The organism is Streptomyces sp. NPDC002055 (assembly GCF_040296705.1).
In the GTDB taxonomy this organism is placed as follows: Bacteria; Actinomycetota; Actinomycetes; order Streptomycetales; family Streptomycetaceae; genus Streptomyces.
Map to the genome: position 1 here is coordinate 1 of NZ_JBEOXS010000063.1, position 19,683 is coordinate 19,683.

General features: G+C 72.7%; 16 protein-coding genes and 4 pseudogenes. 8 read left to right on the forward strand and 12 right to left on the reverse strand.

Annotated features, from left to right (window positions below; genetic code table 11):
• A partial coding sequence (locus ABT112_RS28805; RefSeq protein WP_351514485.1) for an aminotransferase-like domain-containing protein occupies positions 1 to 988 on the reverse strand: 988 nt, incomplete at its 3' end.
• On the opposite strand from ABT112_RS28805, the gene ABT112_RS28810 reads away from it, so the two are divergent.
• Together ABT112_RS28810 and ABT112_RS28815 are read left to right on the forward strand one after the other, a co-directional pair.
• Positions 987 to 1,883 (forward strand): DMT family transporter, encoded by an 897-nt coding sequence (locus ABT112_RS28810; protein WP_351514487.1) that lies wholly within the window; start codon positions 987 to 989, stop codon positions 1,881 to 1,883. The genes ABT112_RS28805 and ABT112_RS28810 overlap by 2 nt on opposite strands.
• Positions 1,884 to 2,038: 155 nt before the next feature.
• Positions 2,039 to 2,245, forward strand: a complete 207-nt coding sequence (locus ABT112_RS28815) for a DUF1918 domain-containing protein (protein WP_351514542.1) — start codon at positions 2,039 to 2,041, stop codon at positions 2,243 to 2,245.
• Between the two features lie 12 nt (positions 2,246 to 2,257).
• Here ABT112_RS28815 and ABT112_RS28820 read toward each other — a convergent pair.
• A pseudogene (locus ABT112_RS28820) lies at positions 2,258 to 3,502 on the reverse strand (glycoside hydrolase family 10-like protein); the annotation flags it as partial.
• A gap of 179 nt (positions 3,503 to 3,681) precedes the next feature.
• On the opposite strand from ABT112_RS28820, the gene ABT112_RS28825 reads away from it, so the two are divergent.
• Positions 3,682 to 4,539 carry a 3-hydroxybutyryl-CoA dehydrogenase gene (locus ABT112_RS28825; protein ID WP_351514489.1) on the forward strand — a complete coding sequence of 286 codons (858 nt, stop codon included), beginning with the start codon at positions 3,682 to 3,684 and terminating at the stop codon, positions 4,537 to 4,539.
• A gap of 300 nt (positions 4,540 to 4,839) precedes the next feature.
• Here ABT112_RS28825 and ABT112_RS35455 read toward each other — a convergent pair.
• A pseudogene (locus ABT112_RS35455) lies at positions 4,840 to 5,217 on the reverse strand (ISL3 family transposase); the annotation flags it as partial.
• Positions 5,218 to 5,356: 139 nt separating this feature from the next.
• On the reverse strand, positions 5,357 to 5,485 hold the full coding sequence (locus ABT112_RS35460) for a hypothetical protein (RefSeq protein ID WP_502975477.1): 129 nt from the start codon (positions 5,483 to 5,485) through the stop codon (positions 5,357 to 5,359).
• A 373-nt stretch (positions 5,486 to 5,858) separates the two neighbouring features.
• Here ABT112_RS35460 and ABT112_RS28835 point away from each other — a divergent pair, with 373 nt between their 5' ends.
• The gene (locus ABT112_RS28835) at positions 5,859 to 6,872 is read left to right on the forward strand and encodes an acyltransferase family protein (RefSeq protein WP_351514491.1); all 1,014 of its coding nucleotides are present in this window, start codon (positions 5,859 to 5,861) and stop codon (positions 6,870 to 6,872) included.
• Between the two features lie 273 nt (positions 6,873 to 7,145).
• Here the strand turns inward: ABT112_RS28835 and ABT112_RS28840 are convergent, their stop codons facing one another.
• The gene (locus tag ABT112_RS28840) at positions 7,146 to 8,381 is read right to left on the reverse strand and encodes an epoxide hydrolase family protein (protein ID WP_351514493.1); all 1,236 of its coding nucleotides are present in this window, start codon (positions 8,379 to 8,381) and stop codon (positions 7,146 to 7,148) included.
• Between the two features lie 182 nt (positions 8,382 to 8,563).
• Positions 8,564 to 8,794, reverse strand: a pseudogene (locus tag ABT112_RS28850) (SDR family NAD(P)-dependent oxidoreductase); the annotation flags it as partial.
• A 275-nt stretch (positions 8,795 to 9,069) separates the two neighbouring features.
• On the opposite strand from ABT112_RS28850, the gene ABT112_RS28855 reads away from it, so the two are divergent.
• The 4 genes and pseudogenes from ABT112_RS28855 (at position 9,070) to ABT112_RS28870 (ending at position 11,181) form a co-directional block, all read left to right on the forward strand.
• Entirely contained in the window at positions 9,070 to 9,531 is a 462-nt protein-coding gene (locus ABT112_RS28855) for an anthrone oxygenase family protein (RefSeq protein WP_351514495.1), read from the forward strand.
• 264 nt (positions 9,532 to 9,795) lie between these two features.
• Positions 9,796 to 10,371, forward strand: a complete 576-nt coding sequence (locus ABT112_RS28860; RefSeq protein WP_351514497.1) for an anthrone oxygenase family protein — start codon at positions 9,796 to 9,798, stop codon at positions 10,369 to 10,371.
• A 34-nt stretch (positions 10,372 to 10,405) separates the two neighbouring features.
• Positions 10,406 to 10,510, forward strand: a pseudogene (locus ABT112_RS28865) (3-hydroxybutyryl-CoA dehydrogenase); the annotation flags it as partial.
• 413 nt (positions 10,511 to 10,923) lie between these two features.
• On the forward strand, positions 10,924 to 11,181 hold the full coding sequence (locus tag ABT112_RS28870) for a hypothetical protein (protein ID WP_351514499.1): 258 nt from the start codon (positions 10,924 to 10,926) through the stop codon (positions 11,179 to 11,181).
• Positions 11,182 to 11,224: 43 nt separating this feature from the next.
• On the opposite strand, the gene ABT112_RS28875 is transcribed toward ABT112_RS28870, so the two are convergent.
• The 6 genes from ABT112_RS28875 to pheS all read right to left on the reverse strand — a co-directional run bounded on the left by ABT112_RS28875 (position 11,225) and on the right by pheS (position 19,603).
• Positions 11,225 to 11,755 carry an NUDIX domain-containing protein gene (locus tag ABT112_RS28875; protein ID WP_351514501.1) on the reverse strand — a complete coding sequence of 177 codons (531 nt, stop codon included), beginning with the start codon at positions 11,753 to 11,755 and terminating at the stop codon, positions 11,225 to 11,227.
• A 64-nt stretch (positions 11,756 to 11,819) separates the two neighbouring features.
• Positions 11,820 to 13,157: an NsdA family TPR-like regulatory protein gene (locus ABT112_RS28880; protein WP_351514503.1), complete on the reverse strand. Its 1,338-nt coding sequence runs from the start codon at positions 13,155 to 13,157 to the stop codon at positions 11,820 to 11,822.
• 134 nt (positions 13,158 to 13,291) lie between these two features.
• Complete coding sequence (locus ABT112_RS28885; protein WP_351514504.1) at positions 13,292 to 13,924, reverse strand: hypothetical protein; 633 nt, start codon at positions 13,922 to 13,924, stop codon at positions 13,292 to 13,294.
• Positions 13,925 to 14,232: 308 nt separating this feature from the next.
• Complete coding sequence (locus ABT112_RS28890; protein ID WP_351514506.1) at positions 14,233 to 15,573, reverse strand: PP2C family protein-serine/threonine phosphatase; 1,341 nt, start codon at positions 15,571 to 15,573, stop codon at positions 14,233 to 14,235.
• 371 nt (positions 15,574 to 15,944) lie between these two features.
• Positions 15,945 to 18,470: a phenylalanine--tRNA ligase subunit beta gene (gene pheT / locus ABT112_RS28895; protein ID WP_351514508.1), complete on the reverse strand. Its 2,526-nt coding sequence runs from the start codon at positions 18,468 to 18,470 to the stop codon at positions 15,945 to 15,947.
• Positions 18,470 to 19,603: a phenylalanine--tRNA ligase subunit alpha gene (gene pheS, locus ABT112_RS28900; RefSeq protein WP_351514510.1), complete on the reverse strand. Its 1,134-nt coding sequence runs from the start codon at positions 19,601 to 19,603 to the stop codon at positions 18,470 to 18,472. Before pheS ends, pheT begins: the two co-directional genes overlap by 1 nt.
• Positions 19,604 to 19,683 lie beyond the last annotated feature (80 nt).

The window sequence follows — 19,683 nt, forward strand, 5'->3', positions numbered from 1 at the left end:
TGGGTGAGGCCACCTTGGTCAGCGACCGGAGGTGCACCACGACGCCGTCCGGGTCCTCCGCGGCGAGTGGGGGCGGCAGCGGTCCGGCGTCCTCGTGGGCCAGCCGGCGCGCGAAGTCGTCCTCCACCACGAAGGCGCCCGCTTCGCGCGCCACCCGCAGCACCTCGGCCCGGCGCGGCGGGGACAGCACGGCGCCGGTGGGGTTCTGGAAGAGCGGCTGGCAGACGAAGGCCCGGGCGCCGGTGGCCCGGAAGGCCTCCGCGAGCAGGTCGGTCCGCACCCCCTCGGTGTCCACCGGCACCGGCACCGGGCGCAGCCCCGAGGCCAGCGCCACGGCGAGCATCCCGGGGTAGGTGGGCGACTCGACGAGCACGGGGGCACCGGGCGGGGCCAGCGCGCGCAGCGCCGTGGTGAGGGCGCTCTGGCCGCCGGCCGTGACCAGGACGTCCGAGGCACCGATGGGACCGCCGGGGCCACCGATCTCGCGCGCGAACCACTCCCGCAGGTCGGCCAGCCCCTCCACCGGCGGGCGGCCCCACGCCCCGGGGCGGCGGCCGGCCCGGGCCAGGGCGGCGGCCAGCGCGCGCTCCGGCTGCAGCGCGGGGTGCAGATAGCCGCTGTTGAACTCGATGGCTCCGGCCGGGGGTGTCGCGAGGGTGGCGAGGACTCCCGAGGCGTCCACGGCGCGGGGCACGGGCTCGCCGGAGGCCGCCGCGGATTCGGCGCTCAGCGAGAGCTCCTGCCAGGAGGTGTCCCCCGGCTGCGGGCGCCGGTCGGGCGTCCGGGCGCGGAAGGCCCCAGCACCCGGACGGGTGACGACGAGCCCCTCGGCGGCCAGGACGGCCAGGGCCCGGGCCACCGTCACCGGGCTCACCCGGAACCGGTCCACCAGGGCGCGACTGGAAGGCAGCTTCTCACCCGGAGAGTAGCGGTTGACCTCGTCCCGCAGGTTTTTGGCCAGATCGGCCACACTGCTACGCTCTTGCATGACAGCACAGGATAGCGCTACTGCCCCAATGACGATAGCGGCCGGGAGCGGAACCGCCCTCGCGGCGCTCGGCGTGGCCGCCTTCTCCCTCACCTTCCCGGCGACCGCCTGGGCCCTGGAGGGCCTCGGCCCGTGGACCGTGACGACGCTCCGCATCACGCTCGCCGCCCTCATCGCGGGCGGCAGCCTCCTCGCGCTCCGCGTCCGGTTCCCCGAGCGCCGCCACGTGGCCGGGCTGCTCGTCATGGCGGCGGGCGTCGTCATCGGCTTCCCCCTGCTGACCACACTCGCCCTGCAGACCTCCTCGACCTCGCACTCCGCCATCGTCGTGGGGCTGCTCCCGCTCACCACGGCCGCCTGCTCGGCCGTGCGCACCGGCGCGCGCCCCTCCCGCACCTTCTGGGTGGCCGCCCTCGCCGGAGCGGCCGCCGTCATCGGGTACGCGCTGCTGCAGAGCGGCGGCACCCCGACCAGCGGCGACCTCTACCTCTTCGCGGCGCTCCTGGTGTGCGCGGCGGGCTACGCCGAGGGCGGCCGGCTGGCCCGGCACCTCCCGGGGTGGCAGGTCATCGGCTGGGCCCTCGTCCTGTGCCTGCCGCTCGCCGCGCCGGTCGCGGCGGTGGCCGTCTCCGTGGAGCCCGTCCGGCTCACCGCGCACGCCGTCACCGGGGTGCTCTGGCTCGCCGTGGGCTCCCAGTTCCTCGGCCTGGTGGTCTGGTACCGCGGCATGGCCGAGATCGGCGTGGCCCGGGCCAGTCAGCTGCAGCTGGCCCAGCCCCTGCTCACCCTGGTCTGGGCCGTGCTGCTGCTGGGCGAACACCTCACCCCCGCCGCCCTGCTCACCGCACTCGCCGTGCTGGTGTGCATCGCGGTCACCCAGCGCGCGAGGAGCTGAACTCCGCACGCGCAGGGAGGCCCCGCCCGCACGGGGATGCTCCCCGCACAGGGATGCAGGGCGCGCTCCCGCCCGTAGACTTGACGGCACGAAGCGCCGCATTCCGAGCATTCCGCCCCGCAGGCGCGCCCCTCCCCGCACTGGAGGTCCCGCAGATGGAAGCCAAGAAAGGCGACATGCTGGTCGTGCACGGCCGGACCGTCGGGCATCACGACCGGGAAGCGAAGATCGTCGAAGTCCTGGGCGACCACGGCGAGCCGCCGTACCGGGTGCGCTTCCAGGACGACGGCAAGGAGTGCCTGGTCTCCCCCGGCCCCGACTCGGTCGTACGGCACAAGGGCGCGCCCCAGCCGGGCCGCTGAGCCTCCCGGTGCGGGATAGTGGTCGGCGACCACCCGGGCCATCGCCCCGATCCGGTCGACGGCCACTTCCCTGGCGGAGAAGAACACATGGCCGCGCACCTGCGGCCAGTCCCGGTCGAAGGTGAGGTGCCGGGACAGTTCGGCCGGGTCCTGCCAGGGCGCGGGCTGTGCCGGGTCGCCCGCCTTGTAGAGGGCCTCGCCGATGTAGAGGTCCACTCCGGTTCCGTCGACGGTCGCCGACCACCAGGGCACGAGCTTCGCGTAGTCGGCCGCGGCGAAGCCGATGTTCCAGTAGACCTGCGGCACCACGTAGTCGATCCAGCCCGCGCGGACCCACCGGCGGGTGTCGGCGTACAGATCGTCGTAGGTCTGCACCCCGGCCCGGGTGTCGGATCCGGCCGGGTCGGTGGCGCGGTTGCGCCAGACCGCGAAGGGGCTGATGCCGAACCGGGTGCGGGGCCTGATCCGTTTGATCCGTAAGGCGGTCTCCAGGACCAGGCGGTCGATGTTGTGGCGGCGCCAGGCGGCCCGGTCGGGGAAGCCCGCGCCGTACCGTTCCCAGGCCGCGTCGTCGTCGAAGACCTGGCCGGCGACGGGGTACGGGTAGAAGTAGTCGTCCCAGTGCACGGCGTCGACGGCGCAGTGCCGTACCGCGTGCAGCATCGCGTCCTGCACGAAGCGCCGGACCTGCGGCAGCCCCGGGTTGTAGTAGAGCTTGCCGCCGTAGGGCACGACCCACTCCGGGTGGACCCGCGCGGGGTGGGTGGGGACGAGCCGTGTCGGGTCGGTGTGGTTGGCGATCCGGTAGGGGTTGAACCAGGCGTGCAGCTCCAGGCCGCGCCGGTGGGCCTCGTACACGGCGAAGCGCAGCGGGTCCCAGCCGGGGTCCCGGCCCTGCTGCCCGGTGAGGTACTGGGACCAGGGCTCGTAGGGGGACGGCCAGAGAGCGTCCGCGGTGGGCCGGACCTGGAGGACCACGGCGTTCAGCCGCCGCTGGACGGCGACGTCCAGGTAGCCGGCCAGTTCGGCCTGCTGCTGGGCGGCGGTCAGACCCGGCCGGGACGGCCAGTCCCGGTTGGCGACGGTCGCCAGCCACATGCCCCGGAACTGGCGGCCCGGGCGGCCCGCCGCCCCGGTGCGGCGCTGCGGACGGTGACCGGGACCGATGGCGTACGCGGTGGAGCTGCCCCCGGTGAGCAGCGCGGACAACGATCCGGCGGAGACTGCGGTGAACCCTCTTCGGGTGATACGCGGCATTTGTCGCCCCCTGGTGGATGGGTACGTCCCGTCGTACGGGCCCAGCATGCCCGCCCCGGCCCACTCGGCACAGGAGGGCGCGGAGTAACGTCTGAGGCCGAGGCGGGCGCCCGGACCTGTGACGAGGTCCGGGAGCAGGGGACGCCGGCCGGCCGAAGAAGAACAGCGAAAGGCACGATGTGACCGACATCGAACGCGTCGGAGTGGTGGGCTGCGGCCAGATGGGCGCAGGCATCGCGGAGGTGTGCGCCCGCTCGGGACTGGACGTCATGGTCGCCGAGACCACGGGCGAAGCCCTGGAGATAGGCCGCACCCGCTTGACGAACTCCCTGGGCAAGGCCGCCGAGCGCGGCAAGATGACCGAGGAGGAGCGCGACGCGGCGCTGGACCGGCTGAGCTTCACCACCGACCTGGGGGAGTTCGCCGACCGGGACCTGGTCATCGAGGCCGTCGTCGAGAACGAGCAGGTCAAGACCGAGATCTTCCAGGTTCTCGACCAGGTGGTGACCCGCCCGGACGCGATCCTCGCCTCCAACACCTCCTCGATCCCGCTGGTGAAGCTGGCCGTCGCCACCTCGCGGCCGGACCATGTCATCGGGATCCACTTCTTCAACCCGGCGCCCGTGCAGAAGCTGGTCGAGCTGATCCCGGCGCTGACCACGAGCGACGAGACCATCAAGCGGGCCGAGGAGCTCGTCACGGGCGGGCTGGGCAAGCACGCGATCCGCGCCCAGGACCGGTCGGGCTTCGTGGTCAACGCCCTGCTCATCCCGTATCTGCTCTCCGCGATCCGGATGTTCGAGTCGGGCATCGCCAGCCGTGAGGACATCGACAACGGCATGGAGATGGGCTGCGCCCACCCGATGGGCCCGCTGAAGCTCTCCGACCTGATCGGCCTGGACACCGTGGCCTCCGTCGCGGACTCGATGTACGAGGAATACAAGGAGCCCCTGTACGCCGCTCCCCCGCTGCTCGCCCGGATGGTGGACGCGGGGCGGCTGGGCCGGAAGTCCGGGTCCGGGTTCTACCCGTACTAGCGCGTCCGACAACGCAACCAACTGGCGCTGTTCCAGGGCGTATTCACCTGGAGCAGCGCCGGCGACAGGGCCGTTGGTCGGGCGGACTCTCGCGACGCCCGCCAGGCCCTCGGCCGCGCATCGCCGCCTGACCGTGGACTGCACAAGGACACGGCCCGGCGACGGCCGTCAACCCTAGGGAACCTGGACTGACCTGCAGCTTTGCGCGATTCGGAGCTGCCGGATCCCTTCCCGTTCACTCTGCGGGAAATCCCTGGAAAGTCCCTGGGCTGTCCCCGGAAAGCCCCTGGGACCGCCCGCTTCAGCGGCTTCGCTGAGGTTGTGCCAGAGGTGCCACCTGTCAGCGACCTGCACCGCTTGCAGGGCCCGGCGGGGCCCGGCGGTGCCCCGTCGGCGAAGAACGGCGCTCGATCACGGCAGACGACCTCGGTTCCCGGCTGCTCTGCCGGCCAGGCGAATCAGGCTCGACACCTCCCGGTCAGGCAGCAAGTCCACCGGTCGACGGGTCTCAACGTCGACCGGAATCGTGCCGTAGCTCCTGCCCTTGCGCGTCGCGTACTCATCGACGCCAACCACCCTCGGGGCGCGCGGATACGAGCCAGGAACTCGGCTCGACCAGTTCCCGCAGCCAGGGCACGAGGCGCCTGCTGTCATACACCGAGCTTCGACACGCGCCATCCGGCCGCGGCCTCCGTGGCCGCCTCCTGCCGGCACGCCTCCCATTCCTCCGGTCCCCGCCGCAGACCTCGACGTACGCCGGCGCCACCGGCAGCGAGGGCGGCCGCTCGCCGGCTGCCTGGGACAGGGGCGTGACCGATCACCGCGCCCGCTGCACCAGCGCCCGGTAGGTCGGCCCTCCGGCCTCCTGACGCGGCTTGCGCAGCTCGTGGGCGAAGCGCTGAACCGGACCCGCGCCCGGGTCCACCGACCTCTCACGACGGCCCACCCGTTCTCCCTCCCCTGGTCCCCGTTTTGTCGTCCCGCTCCCTGTCTCCCCCCAACTACCTGCGCTTTTGTGATTGTTCGGCGCTTCGGAAAGGGGCTGCTGAACAACCGCACAGCCGCTGGAATGGCGGAGCGGTCGCGCCGCGCCCCTTGTGCGAAGGGGGCACATGGGCCGCCCGCTCACGGAGGTGATCCTCCGCACCCACGCATCCCGCTACAGGAGTTGAACGATGCACGACCGCACGCCCACTGCCCCGCCCGACCGCCCGACTCCGCGCCGATCGGAGGGTGCTCCGGTGCCCCTCCTGCTCGGGCGACCGCACACAACACTCCCTGCCACGGCCGGTGGTCACCGGCTGCCGTCCCTGACGGGAATGCGGTGGGCCGCCGCCTTCCTCGTCTTCATCTTCCATGTGAAGAGCTTCGACTACTTCGGCGGCGGCTTCGGACTCGTCCTCAGCGGGATACTCGGCGGCGGTGGCGTCGGAGTCTCCTTCTTCTTCATCCTCTCCGGCTTCGTACTGGCCTGGTCGTTCCGCGAGAACGAACGCGCGCTGACGTTCTGGCGCAGAAGGATCGCCCGCGTCTACCCCGTCCACCTGGCGACCGCGGCGACGGCCCTGGCGCTGGCCTTCACCCTGGTGCCCGGACTGCGGCCCAGTGGCATACCGGAGGCGGTGGCGAATCTGCTGCTGGTCAGCTCCTGGAAGGAGCAGTGGTGGCAGGCACTCAACCCGGTCAGCTGGTCGCTGACCTGCGAGGCGTTCTTCTACGCGGCCTTCCCCGCCATCTTCGCCCTCCTGCGGCGCCTCGGCCCCCGCCCCCTCACCGCCCTCGCGATGGCCAGCACCGCGGCGGTGATCCTCATCCCATGCGTCAACCTGACCTTCGCCCTGGGCTGGAGCCCACACTTTCCCCTCGTACGCCTCCCCGAATTCGTCGTGGGAGCCGCCGCCTGCCGCCTGGTCCAACTCGGCGCCTGGCGCGGCCCCGGCCTGGGCACCTCCGCGGCCTTGGGCCTGACGGGCTACATCCTGATCTGGCCCCTCCCCAGCGCCTTCGGCTACGCCGCCTGCACGGTCATCGGCATGGTCTGCCTCATCTCGGCCGCCGCCGTCGCCGACCTCAACGGCACGCCGTCCCGATGGCGCCACCCCCGTCTGGTGCGCCTGGGAGAGTGGTCCTTCGCCTTCTACATGATCCACATCCTGGTCATGCGCACCGGCGAACAGCTCTTCACCGTCAGCCCCCGCCTGGACATGGCCCCTGCCCTCGCAGCGACGACCGCCGCCTTCCTCGTCTCCCTCGGCCTGGCATGGGCGCTCTACGTGGTCGTGGAACAGCGGTGCAGGCACTGGATCCTCCGGGGCATCCGAGGCCCGAGGTGACTGCGCCTCTCCCCTCCCGCTGAGCACGGGCTGTTCTCCATTCCTCCGTGTTCGCCAGGAGGTCGATGGAGGCCCGACCGTTGTCGACCGGGACACCGAGCACGACCAGGACGTCGGTTGCGAGGCATGGGGCAGGCGCCTGCAGAGGCCGTCCCGAGGGGAGCCTTTGACATTCCCGCCCGTGCTCGCTCCGGCCGTTTGATCAAGCAGTCTTTGATCAAGCATTCAACGATGAGCGGGGTGTCCGCCGGCGGAAGGTCGGGCCGCTTCCTGTCAGCGCGCCTTGCTGAAGAACTCGCGTACGTCGTCGACGAGCAAGTCCGGGGCTTCCATCACAAGGAAGTGGCCGCCACGGTCGAGTTCGGTCCAACGCACGATGTTGTGGTCGCGTTCAGCCCAGCGACGGATGGTCACGTCATGGGTGGAGAGCAGGACGGCGGTCGGCACTGTCCCGCGCTGACCGCCGGCCCAGTCGTCCTGTCCGTCGCTCCACTCGGAGCCATGGGCAGTGCCGGATCCGGCGCTCGGGTCGCCGGCCGCGCCCTCACCATCACCCCAAGTGTGCGCGGAGATCTCCTCGTAGTAGATCTGGGCGGCTGAGGCGGCGGTGCCGGTCAGCCAGTACAGCGAGACCTCGGTCAGGATGCGGTCCCGGTCGACGCTGTCCTCGGGCAGCCCGCCCTCCGGGTCGGTGAGCTCCTTGAACTTCTCCACGATCCAGGCCAGTTGACCTACCGGGGAGTCCGTTAGGGCGTAGGCCACGGTCTGCGGGCGTTTGGAGTTGCACTGCAGATAGCCGTCGTTGAAGTTCTGCATCGCCTGCCAGCGTTGCTGTTCGGCCTCCGTGAGGCCGTCCGTCTCACCCTCCGCCCCGACCGGGAACGTGATCAAGGCGTTGACGTGGATGCCCATGACGTGCTCCGGGTCCTGCTTGCCCATCCGAGGCGCAACCCACGAGCCGGTGTCGTAGCCGTGAACGCCGTAGTGCGTATAGCCGAGACGGGACATCAGCTGAGTGAACACCGCTGCCATGCGCGCCGAGTCCATTCCGGGCCCCGCCAGCGGAGTGGAGAAGCCGAATCCCGGCAGTGACGGAATGACCAGGTGGAAGGCGTCGAGGGGATCACCGCCGTGCGCGCGCGGATCGGACAGCGGGCCGATGACGTCGAGGAAGTCGGCCACCGAGCCCGGCCAGCCGTGCAGCAGCATCAGCGGCGTGGCACCGGGCTCGGGAGACCGTACGTGCAGGAAGTGGATGTTCTGCCCGTCGACGGTGGTCAGGTACTGGGGGTGCGCGTTGAGCGCCGCCTCCTGCGCTCGCCAGTCGTAAGAGGTGAGCCAGTACTCGGCCAGGCCCCTCAGATAGGTCACCGGGACACCGCGGCTCCAGCCGACACCAGGCAGTTCGTCCGGCCAGCGGGTGGCCGCGAGGCGGGAGCGGAGGTCGTCGAGCCGGTCCTGCGGGACATCAACACGGAACGGGCGGAAGTCAGCGGTCGTGTTCGTCATGGCGGTGACGCTACGGCTCGTTTAGGTCGGTTTCCTTCCTAAACGTGCGCCACTCTGCTGCCATGCCGGAAGCCTCCGGGCGGTTGCTGAAACTGCTGTCCCTGCCGCAGTCCCCTCGCGCGACCGGTCCGGGACCGAGCTCGCCGAACGCCTCGGCGTCAGCCGACGCACGCTGCGCCGTGTCACCTGCTGGGGAGGTCACCGGGGTCGACGCCGGTCAGGTCACAGCTGGTGTCCCACAACCGCGCCGCGACGGGGGCGTCGGCAAGGTGGTTCCACACCGGTTCACGCCGGGGCTCGCCCCGCAGGCCGAAGACGCGCGGTCCCCACAGCTGGCCTCCGCGCACAGCCGGGTCGAGCACCGCTCGGACCACAGGCCACGCGCCGGCGTGCTTGCCTTGGACGAGGAGGGCCGGCCGATATCCCACTGACACGGTGCTGTCCCCGTCCCCGCACCGTGCCGGTGAACGTCATGTCGGCACCGGAGCACGCAAAGGCTCGCCGAGGCGAGTTCCTTGGTCAGCCACGGTGCGGCATCAGGGGGTACGGCGACCAGCACGGCTCGCCGTGGCCCGCCGCCGCGGCCAGGCTGCCGTGCCCCGCTGCCCCGATTGGTTTCCAGCGGCCGAGGCCGGCAAGCCCGGAAAGCTGCCTCCGCAGGAGCGGATGTCGGGACATGATGATCGCCATGTCCGATGTTCTTGTCGTGTGCGCTCTCGCCTGTACCGGGCTCTACGCCGGCTACCTGCTCGCCTTTCACTCAGGTGTCATGCCGGCCTTTCGTGAACTGCCGGACGATCGTTTCACCGAGGCCATGTCCGTGATCAACCGGAAGGTGCCGGGACCGCTGTTCCTGCTGCTCTTCCTCGGGTCGGTTGTCCTTCCCGCGGCCTCATGGTTGACCGCACCGGACAGCCAGGACGGTCAGGGGCAGTTGCTCCGTCTGGCTGCCACAGGCTGCGCGCTGGTCGGGCACCTGACCACCGCTGTCGGCAACATCCCGCTGAACAACGCGCTGGAGGCGTCTCTCGGTCGAGGTGGCGAACGGGCCGCCCGGGAAGCCTTCGAGTCGCGGTGGAACACCTTCCACGCACTGCGGACCGCATGCGCCGTCGCCGCCTTTCTCTTCATGGCGGCCTCCGTGCCCTGAACCCGCCGGGCACGTCCCCCTGACCGTCCACCGGATCCCGCCTACGCTCTGCCGCCTGCTCTGCCACCGGCGCGCCCTGGACTTCCTGGAGGTGTGCCTGCCGGCTCCGGCAGGCCACTCGGCAGCGTGACGCTCGCGTATCCCCCTGAGCGTGCGTGACATGGACACCAGGAAGCGCCACCTGCTGCGATGGGCTCCACGGCTCCCCGAGCGGCCCGGCCCCTCACGCACAGCGGGAGGCACCCTTCTACCGAGGACGGCATCGTGAGTTCTGTCCCCTCCGCCGGATTCCCCCTGCACGCCGGCCCGGCCGGTCGGCCCGCACGGCTGAGCAACCGCCCCTCCGCGCTGTTACTGAGTGCCTCAGCCCTGTTCACCGGCCTGATGGCCGGCCTCTTCTTCGCGTTCGACATCTCGGTCATGCCCGGGCTCACCCGACTGGACGACGTCGCCTATGCCGAGGCCATGCAGCACTTCAACGCCGTGATCGACGGCAGCCCGCTGTTCGGGACGGCGTTCCTCGCGGCGCCGGCCTGCATGCTCGCGGCGGCCGTACGCGCGTACCGAGGAGGGTGCCGTCCCCTGGTGCTGCCGCTGGTGCTGGCCGGGCTGTGCTACCTGGCGATGATGGTGCTCACCGTCACGGTCAGCCTCCCCCTCAACGGCGAACTGGCCGCGCTCGGCGACCCGGCCGCAGCCTCCGACCTGTCGGTGGTGGAGCGGTTCAGGACCGTCTGGGGCCCGGTGAACGTCGCCCGGACCGTGCTGTGCGTCATCAGCCTCGGGACTCTCTGCTGGGTGCTGATTCGGCATGGTCGTCTTTCAGTTCCCGGGCAATGACCACCGCTTGGAAGCAGCCGATCGTCCCTGAGGGAAGTACGAGAAGCCCCTGTACGCCGCTCCCCCGTTGCTCCAGGGGATGGTGGGCGCGGGCCGGCTGAGGCGCAAGTCGGGTTCGGGCTTCTCCCTCTACGGGTGATCCGACGCCGTCTCCGCACTGGCCGGGACCGCCGGGTCCGCCGGGTCCGCCGGGTCCGCCGGGTCCGCCTGTCATCCCGGTCCGCCCGGCGCCGGTCCGCCCGGATGCCGCCCCGTTCGTCATGACCGTACGAACGGGGCGGTGGGCTGCGGGCTCGGGGTTCCGCGGCCCGGTCCCGGAGTGGCTCCCGGACTCGTTGAAGCAGTCAACCTCTTCGCCGAGCGGCCCGGCAGGGTGTGCGCGCCGGTGCCGCGGGTGCGCGGTTCACACGGGGTGCGCGGCCGGTGCCCGCATATGTCTCCCGCACACGCTCCCGCCGCGCGCGGCAGGGCTGTTGACTCGCACCGTACGGCTGTCAGGCGGGCCGCGCCCTTCGTGCGGCCGCGTGGAGACGACTCCTGCCGAGGAGCGGAATGACCACCGAACCGGAGCAAGCCGTGGTGGCGGCGGAGTTCGCCGAACTCCGCCGCGTCCTCGATGTGGGCCTCGCCCGTATCGACGGCCAACTCGCCCTGCTCGCCCAGCGCAGCGATCAGGCCGATCGCGATCTGGCCGAACTGACCGTGCGCGTGGCCGCATTGGAGCACAGCCGCTGGCCGCTTCCGTCCGTCGCCGCGCTGACCGGTCTGTGCGCGCTGGCGGTCTCGGCCTGGCAGGCCACCGGCCACTGACCGGGCGCCGGGACGGTACCGGGGGCACCGTCCCGGCGCCCGGTCAGCCGAGCCGGATGTGGTGCAGGAGCAGCAGCGCGGCAGCCATGTTCGCCGCCGGGACCTCACCCCGCGCCACCATGTCCGGCACCTGCTTCAGCGGGACCCAGGCCCGCTTGTCCGACTCGAAGGCGTCCTCCGGGTGCCCGATGTGCGCGGCCTCGTCGGACCAGTAGATGTGGTGCCGGGCGTCCGTGAGCCCGTTGGACGGCTCGACGGACAGCAGGTGCCGCAGCCTGCCGGGCCGCCAGCCGGTCTCCTCCTCCATCTCCCGGGCCGCCGCGGCCGCGACGTCCTCGCCGTCCTCGACGACCCCGGCGGCCAGCTCCCAGCCCCAGGTGCCGGTGATGAAGCGGTGCCGCCACAGCAGCAGCACCTCGTTGGCGTCGTTGACCGCGGTGGCCGCGGCCACCGGCCGCAGCCGGATCACGAAGTGGTCGAGGTGTCTGCCGTCGGGGAGTTCGACATCGGCGAGATTGACCCGGAACCAGCGGTTCTCGTACACGGTCTGCTCCCTGAGATTCTTCCATCGCACGCGACTGCCACCTTCCGCCGGGTAGAGGGCAACAGTCGCAACATCTCAGCGGCGGAGCGAGCGCTCACAGGGGCACGCGCAGCGCACTGTCGATCAGTTCGGCGGCCCCGGCGGTGGCCGCGCACCTGCTGGCGACGAGGTGGGTGCGCACCGCCCGGAGCCGGTCCCGCAGCCGCCGGGACTCCATCCCCCGGGCCTGTTCGGTCATTTCCACCGCGGTGGCCACCGCGCGGTCGGCATCGCCCTGGCGCAGCTCGATATGGGTGAGCATGGCCAGCCGGTGGACCCGCCCCCGGTCGTGGGCCGGGGTGCCGACCGCGGCGGTCGCGTGCTCCCGGGCCGCACCCAGATCGCCCAGGCTCAGCAGCGCCTCCGCCACCTGGACGTTGACCAGGCCGGGCTGCACATACCCGGTCTCGGCGGGCTCCTGGCCCCGGCGGATCCGGTCGGCCGCGGACTCCGCGCTCCGGATGCAGGACAGCGCTCCGGCGCCGTCACCGAGCCGGGCGTACGCCTTGGCCTGCATCGCGTACAGGTCCGCGGTCAGCGCCGGGGTGATGTGGCCGCCCGCGGCGCGCAGCGCGGACTCCGCGAATGCGACGGCCTGACGGTGCTCCCCCAGGAACAGCGACTGGTTGACGATCAGCGCGATCACATAGGCGCCGAGCCCGCGGTCCCCGCTGGCCTTGGCGAGCCGCAGCGCCTGGTGGAAGTAGCGCTGCGCCAGGCCGTGCGCGTCAGAGTCGTAGGCGCAGATGCCGGCGATGGCGACCAGTCCGCCGGCGGCCCGGTGCAGCTGCCGGCCGGTGGCGTCGGTGTAGCCGCCGCGCAGCAGTGGCGCCGTCTCGGAGGTGAGGAAGCCGACGATGCGGGCCCGGGTCGCCACCCCGCCCGCCTTGCGATAGAGCAGCTCGTAGTGGGCGCGGGCGGCCCGCAGCATGTCGATGTCGGCGAGGCCGACGCTGGTGTGGCCGCGCCGGGAGACATCGGCGTCCTCGGGCGGGTTCTCCCACTCCCACACCGGGATCACGGCGGGGGTGCCGGTGACCGCGGGGGCGCCGACGACGTCCGGGCGCCGCTGTTCGTCGGAGCGCCAGAGCGCGGTGGCCCGGTCGACGAAGCCGGACAGCGGGGTGCCGGGGCCGTGACCGCTGCCGGAGATGCCGAGGCCGATGTCGTCGAGGGTCACCGCACGGTGCAGCCGTTCGCCGAGGACCTCGCAGATCAGGTCCGGCACCCGGCCGCGGGGCCGCTGCCCCTTCAGCCAGCGGGCGACGGCCGTGTGTTCGTAACGCAGCGTCATGCCCCGGGCGCGCCCCGCCTCGTTGACATGGGCGGCCAGCCCGGCGTGGGAGATGCCTGCTTCGTCGAGAACGGCGTCGAGCAGGGTGTTGGGCTCCATCGTGCCCTCCCGATGTGCTCAATGAGTCCACAGCGTAATGGAACCGGGCGCACACGGGGTGTGAACTCCCGCCTTCCGGCGGCGGGTTCGGCAGTCCCGGGCATCGGGCCCGCGGACGCGCGGCGGGGCCGCCCTCAGCCGAGTCCGGTGCGGTGCGGCAGCAGCACGGTGCGGTGGGCGTAGCGCCCCGCCGCGCCGACGGACCGGCAGCCGGCGAGGACGGACAGGCCGGACTCGGCGACCCGGCGCAGTCCGGCCCACACCCGGCGCCGGCCCACGAGGTCCGGTCCCGTGTCGGCGGACTCGACGAGGACGGCCGCGGGCCGTTCGGCCAGCGCCACCGTCAGGGCGAGCAGCAGCCGGTCGGCGGGCGGCAGCTCCGCGTAGCGGGTGTCCGGGTGCGGCCCGCGGCCCGCCGCCCCGCCGTACGTCTCCCCCGGCACCGCCCCGGCGAGCACCCGGCTCGCCGGCCCCGCGGTGCGGAGGTCCGCGAGCAGCTCACCGACCCGGCGGCCCGGGTCCGGAGCCCCGTCCCCCCGGGTGCGCACCTGGGCGACGGGGCGGCCGACGGCCGGGAGGGCGCCGAGGGCGTGGAGCAGCGCGGTGCGGCGGGACCCGTCCGGCCCGATCACCGCGACGAGTTCGCTCGCGGGCGCCCGCAGCACGGTCACGCGCCCCGGGGCGCCGCCGATGGAGTGAGGCGCGGGACCGGGCTGCGTGCGGTGGGTGGTGAGAGCGGCTCCCTGCCCGGTCGTCGGTGCGGCCATGTCTGCCCTCTTCTCGGACCTGAGCTGTTCGGGCCCTACATCTACCAACGGCGGAGAGAAACGGCGCCGCGGCGCTCCGGGGTCCGGCCGGGACGCGCTCGGTCGGCGGACGGCATGCCGGGCACGCCCTGGAGAGGCAAGGGCCGGTCCGGGCCCGGGGGCGCCGACCGGACGCGCCCGGGCAGGCGCAGGTGCAGGCGAACACGTGCCCCGGGGCACGTGGGGCCCGGGGCACGTGAGTCGCAGGGCACGTGAGTCGCGGGGCACGTGGGGCCCGGGGCACGTGGGACCTGGGAACACGGCGACGCTCAGGGGACCGGCTCGGCGCCCGCCGCGCGCCCGGCGCCGGCGGGCGCGGGAATCCGTTGCCGCTCGCAGCGCAGCACCAGCAGCGCGGCATCGTCCCGGAGCCTGCCGCGGGCGTGCCGCAGCAGCGCGGAGCACACCTGCTCGACGATGGCCTGCGGGCCGACCACAGCGTCGGCCCCGGCCGCGGGGCCGCACTCGGTCCCGGATCCGCCGCCGGCAGCGGCCAGCAGCGCGCTGCCCAGGGGAAAGAAGGCCCCTGACGCATCCCGCGCGTCCTCCGCGCCGTCGGTGTGCAGGACCAGGGTGTCCCCGCCCCCCAGCCGCCGGCAGGACACCACCGGCAGCTCGGCCGGGAGCGGGAACGCGCCCAGCGGCGGCAGCGGGTCGGCGTCCGCCAGCCGTACGGCGCGCATCGCGCGCGGCCCGTGACCGTCCCGGCTCCCCGTGCCGTCCGGGTGACCGGCACCGTCCAGGTGACCGGCACCGTCCGGCGCGGTGGTGAGCAGATACGGCCAGGGGTGACCGCAGTTGAGTGCGGTCGGCCGGCGGCCGGCGCGCAACTCCAGCAGGAGCACGGTGACGAACTCCTCAGCGAGCGGACCGTCCGGCTCCCCTCCGTCCACGACCCGGCCGCCCGCGCCGGGCTCCCGGTCCGCACGCTCCCGCAGGTGCCGCTGCATCGCACGGTCCAACCGCCGCAGGACGCCGGAGAGTTCCGGCTCGTCGTGGGCCGCTTCCCGGAAGCTGCCGAGCAGGGCCGCGACGGCGCCGATGGCCGGGAGGCCATGGCCGCGCACGTCGCCGATGACGACGCGGACGCCGTGCCGGGTGTCCAGCGCCTCGTAGAGGTCACCGCCCATCAGGGCGCCACGGGTGGCGGAGAGGTGACCGGCCGCCACCGTCAGTCCGTCGAGGCGCGGAGGCGGCGGGCGGAGCAGGACCTGTTGCGCGGCGGTGGCCGCTTCACGGGTGCGCTCCAGCTCGCGCATCAGCCGGAGGCGGCGGCCGGTCGTGAGATAGCCGGCCACGACCACCGCGAAGATCGCGCCGCAGGTCCCGGCGCGGATCCCCATGCCGTGCTCCTCCTCGACGGAGCCCAGCGGGACGAGGGCGAACGCCGCGCAGACCCCGCCGAGCACCACACAGGGACGGCGGCCGCTGCCGGCGCAGGCTATCGCGGGCGCGGCGGCGAGGAGTTGGACAGCCGGGATGCCGGTCGGGTGGGTCAGCTGCCAGGAGACGACGCCCAGGATCCAGAGCCCCGGAAGCGCGAAGACCAGCACGCGCCAGACCTTCGGTACACCTCGGGGCGCACCTCGCCACCCCCTGGAACGGATCATGCCCACGCCTCCCCTGGCAGGTCCGGAGGCGGCCGACAGGCCCACGGCCCGCGACCGACCTCCGTACGGTGGTCAGAACTGCCGTGACGACCGCGCCGATTGTGGCAACCATGAGCAATCGAGTAACCACCATCCGCCGATATGTCACCCGATGGAGTGATCCACCTCTGGCGCGGTGACGCCCCCTCGGCCGTTGCCCCCACCGGTCGCCTGCCCGTCGACCACGGGGGTCCACCGGCCACCCGCACCTCGGCTGCACGCAACGGGCCCGGTGCCGGCTCTGTACTGGCCGTGAAGAGCGGGTGGGCGGAGACCACGAAGGGGTGCACCCGGAGATCCGGGTGCACCCCTTCCACGGTTGCGGCAGGCGATTACGCGCCGCGCAGTGTGGCGCCCGTCCGCTCGGCGGCAGCCGCGACGGCGGCGTCCCGGGCGGCGGAGGCCTCCTCCACCGTCAGCGTCCGGTCGGAGGCGCGGAACCGCAGCGCGTACGCCAGCGACTTCCTGCCCTCGCCGATCTGCTCGCCCGTGAAGACGTCGAACAGCCGCAGCGATTCGAGGAGTTCACCGGCACCGGCCCGCAGCGCGGACTCGACATCGGCGGCCGGGACCGAGGTGTCGACGATCAGCGCGACGTCCTGGGTGGCCACCGGGAACGTCGAGACGTGCGGGGCCTCGACCGGACCGGACGCGGCCCGCTCCAGCCGGTCCAGCTCGATCTCCATGGCGCAGGTGCGCTCCGGCAGGCCGAGGGCCTTGATGACCCGCGGGTGGAGCTCCCCGGCGTTGCCGACGAGCACCTCCTCGCCGTCGACCTCGGCCAGCAGCGCGGCGCAGCGGCCGGGGTGCCAGGGGGCGTGCTGGTCCTGGCGGACGATCAGCTCGACCCCGGCCTCATGGGCCACCGTGCGGCCCGCCTCGACGGCGTCGGCCCAGGTCGCCGGGCGTCCCTTGCCCCAGCGGCCGGCCTGCTCGCGCGCCCCGGCGAGGACCACGGCGACCCGCCTAGGCTGCACGGGCAGCGCGGCATTCAGCCGGGCGATCTCCTCGTCGGTCGGCCGTCCGTCGACGTCCGGCCGGCCGGGCTCCTGTTCGGAGCCGGTGGGCCGGAACACCAGGCCCGTCTCGAAGAGCGCCAGGTCGTGCTCGCCACGGCCGTGGTTGCGGTGCAGCGCGCCCAGCAGTCCCGGCAGCAGCGTGGTGCGCAGGGCCGGTTCGGTGTGCGAGAGCGGGTTGACCAGGCGCACCACCGAGCGGCGCGGGTCGTCGTCCTCCAGACCGAAGTCGTCGAAGACCTGCTCGCCCAGGAACGGGTAGTTCGGTGCCTCGACGAAGCCGGCGCCGGCGAGCGCCCGGCCCACCCGGCGGTGCAGCCGCTGGCGCTCGGTCAGCCCGCGGCCGGCGGGCGGCCGGGGCAGGGTCGACGGCAGGTTCTCGTAGCCCTCGAGCCGGATGACCTCTTCGGCGAGGTCGTTCGGGTCGGTGAGGTCGGGCCGCCAGCTGGGCACGGTGACGGTCAGCCGGTCCTGGCCGTGGACGTCGCAGCCGACCTCCTGGAGGCGGCGGACGACGGTCTCCCGGCCGTAGGCGACACCCGCGACGCGGTCCGGGTGGTCCGCGGGGATCGTGATGGTGCGGGGCCCGCCCGGGGTGACGACCTCGGTGACGCCGGCCTCGGCGCTGCCGCCCGCGAGCAGCACGAGCAGGTCGACGGTCCGCTGGGCCGCCGCGGAGGCGGCCTGCGGGTCGACGCCCCGCTCGAAGCGCTTGGACGCCTCGGAGGACAGCTTGTGCCGGCGGGAGGTGCGGGCGATCGCGATCGGGTCGAAGTGCGCGGCCTCGACGACGATCTCGGTGGTGCCCGTGACCGCGCCGGTCTCCGGGTCGGTGACCGGGTCGGCGATCTCGGTGTGCGCACCGCCCATGACGCCCGCGAGCCCGATGGGCCCGGAGCTGTCGGTGATCACCAGGTCCTCGGGGTCGAGGACGCGCTTGGTGCCGTCGAGGGTGGTGAACTTCTCCCCCGCTGTGGCACGGCGCACCCCGATCGGCCCGTCGACGCGCGACCGGTCGTAGGCGTGCAGCGGCTGCCCGAGTTCGAGCATCACGTAGTTGGTGACGTCGACGGGGAGGGAGACCGGGCGCATCCCGGCCTTCTCCAGCCGGCGCGTCAGCCAGATCGGGGAGCGCGCCTGCGGGTCGAGGCCGGTGACGGTGCGCGCGGTGAAGCGGTCGCAGCCGGCCGGGTCCTCGACGACGACCCGGTAGCCGTACTCGTTGGGCGACGGCACGTCGAGCAGGGCCGGGTCCCGCAGCGGCAGCCCGTAGGCGGTGGCCGCCTCGCGGGCGACGCCGCGCATCGACAGGCAGTAGCCGCGGTCGGGGGTGACGGCGATGTCGAGGACCTCGTCGTCGAGCCCGAGCAGCTCGATGGCGTCGGTGCCGGCCTCGTGCTCCGGGGGGAGCACGATGATGCCGTCGTGCTCGTCGGACATGCCGAGCTCGCTCGCGGAGCAGATCATGCCCTCGGAGGTCTTGCCGTAGGTCTTGCGCGCGGAGATCCGGAAGTCACCGGGCAGCACGGCGCCGGGCAGCACCACGACGACCTTGTCGCCGACGCTGAAGTTCCGGGCACCGCAGACGATGTTCTGCTGCTCGCCCGTGCCGTTGGCATCGCCGACGTCCACCTGGCAGTACCGGATGGGCTTCTTGAACTCCGTCAGCTCCTCGATGGCCAGCACCTTGCCGACCACCAGGGGGCCGCTGAGGCCGGCGCCGAGCTGCTCGACGCGCTCGACCTCCAGCCCCGCGGCAACGAGCTTGGCCTGTACGTCACGACCGGTCTCACCGGCCGGCAGGTCGACGTACTCCCGCAGCCAGGAAAGCGGGACCCGCATCAGATCTCCATCCCGAAAGGCCGGGTGAAGCGCACGTCACCCTCGACCATGTCTCGCATGTCCTCGACGTTGTGGCGGAACATCAGCATCCGCTCGATGCCGAACCCGAAGGCGAATCCGCTGTACTTCTCCGGGTCGATGCCCGCGGCGGCGAGCACCCGCGGGTTGACCATGCCGCAGCCGCCGAGCTCGATCCAGCCCTCGCTGCTGCACGTGCGGCACGGGCGGTCCGGGTCGCCGACGGAGGCGCCCCGGCAGACGTAGCACGCCATGTCCATCTCGGCGGACGGCTCGGTGAAGGGGAAGAAGTTCGGCCGCAGCCGGGTGCTCATGCCCTCGCCGAACAGCGCCTGCACCATGTGGTCCAGGGTGCCCTTGAGGTCCGCCATGGTCAGGCCCTCGTCGACGGCGAGCAGCTCCACCTGGTGGAAGACCGGGGTGTGGGTGGCGTCCAGCTCGTCGGTGCGGAACACCCGGCCGGGGCAGATCACATAGAGCGGCGGCTCGCGGTCGAGCATGGCGCGCACCTGCACCGGCGAGGTGTGGGTGCGCAGCACGACCCCGGACTCCTCCGTGCCGTCCCGGGAGCCTTCGGGCCCCTGGACGAAGAAGGTGTCCTGCATGGCGCGGGCGGGGTGGTCGGGCGGGAAGTTCAGCGCGTCGAAGTTGAACCACTCGGCCTCGACCTCGGGGCCCTCGGCGACCTCGTAGCCCATGGCCACGAAGACGTCCTCGATGCGCTCGGAGAGCGTGGTCAGCGGGTGCCGGGCGCCGGCGGGTACGCGGTCGTACGGCAGCGTGACGTCCACCGCCTCCTCGACCAGCACCCGGGCGTCGCGCTCCGCCTCCAGCTCCTCCTGGCGTGCCTTGAGCGCCCGGTTGACCTCGCCGCGGGCGCCGCCGACGCGCTTGCCCGCGTCGGCTTTGGCGTGCGGCGGGAGGGCGCCGATCTCGCGGTTGGCCAGGGCCAGCGGCGAGCGGTCGCCGGTGTGGGCGACCTTCGCGTCGTGCAGGGCCTCGAGGTCGCCGGCCGCGGAGAACGCGGCGAGCGCCTCGTCCCGCATCCGGGCGATCTCTTCCGGTTTCAGTGCCTCGACCTCAACAGGGTCGTACGACTTATTGGGTGCCGACATCTCTTCCCGTGTTTCCGAATTGGCTGGATGGCGCTGCCCACGCTCGGTGGCAGGGCGGCCGAGGCTGCCCGGGGTGCCAA

Coding starts and splice junctions, on each gene's coding strand:
- ABT112_RS28885 (WP_351514504.1), bottom strand. CDS start 13,924: ATGGCCGCACCGACGACCGGGCAGGGAGCCGCTCTCACCACCCACCGC.
- ABT112_RS28890 (WP_351514506.1), bottom strand. CDS start 15,573: ATGATCCGTTCCAGGGGGTGGCGAGGTGCGCCCCGAGGTGTACCGAAG.
- pheS (WP_351514510.1), bottom strand. CDS start 19,603: ATGTCGGCACCCAATAAGTCGTACGACCCTGTTGAGGTCGAGGCACTG.
- ABT112_RS28840 (WP_351514493.1), bottom strand. CDS start 8,381: ATGACGAACACGACCGCTGACTTCCGCCCGTTCCGTGTTGATGTCCCG.
- ABT112_RS28810 (WP_351514487.1), top strand. CDS start 987: ATGACAGCACAGGATAGCGCTACTGCCCCAATGACGATAGCGGCCGGG.
- ABT112_RS28870 (WP_351514499.1), top strand. CDS start 10,924: ATGACCACCGAACCGGAGCAAGCCGTGGTGGCGGCGGAGTTCGCCGAA.
- ABT112_RS28855 (WP_351514495.1), top strand. CDS start 9,070: ATGTCCGATGTTCTTGTCGTGTGCGCTCTCGCCTGTACCGGGCTCTAC.
- ABT112_RS28815 (WP_351514542.1), top strand. CDS start 2,039: ATGGAAGCCAAGAAAGGCGACATGCTGGTCGTGCACGGCCGGACCGTC.
- pheT (WP_351514508.1), bottom strand. CDS start 18,470: ATGCGGGTCCCGCTTTCCTGGCTGCGGGAGTACGTCGACCTGCCGGCC.
- ABT112_RS28880 (WP_351514503.1), bottom strand. CDS start 13,157: ATGGAGCCCAACACCCTGCTCGACGCCGTTCTCGACGAAGCAGGCATC.
- ABT112_RS28835 (WP_351514491.1), top strand. CDS start 5,859: ATGCGGTGGGCCGCCGCCTTCCTCGTCTTCATCTTCCATGTGAAGAGC.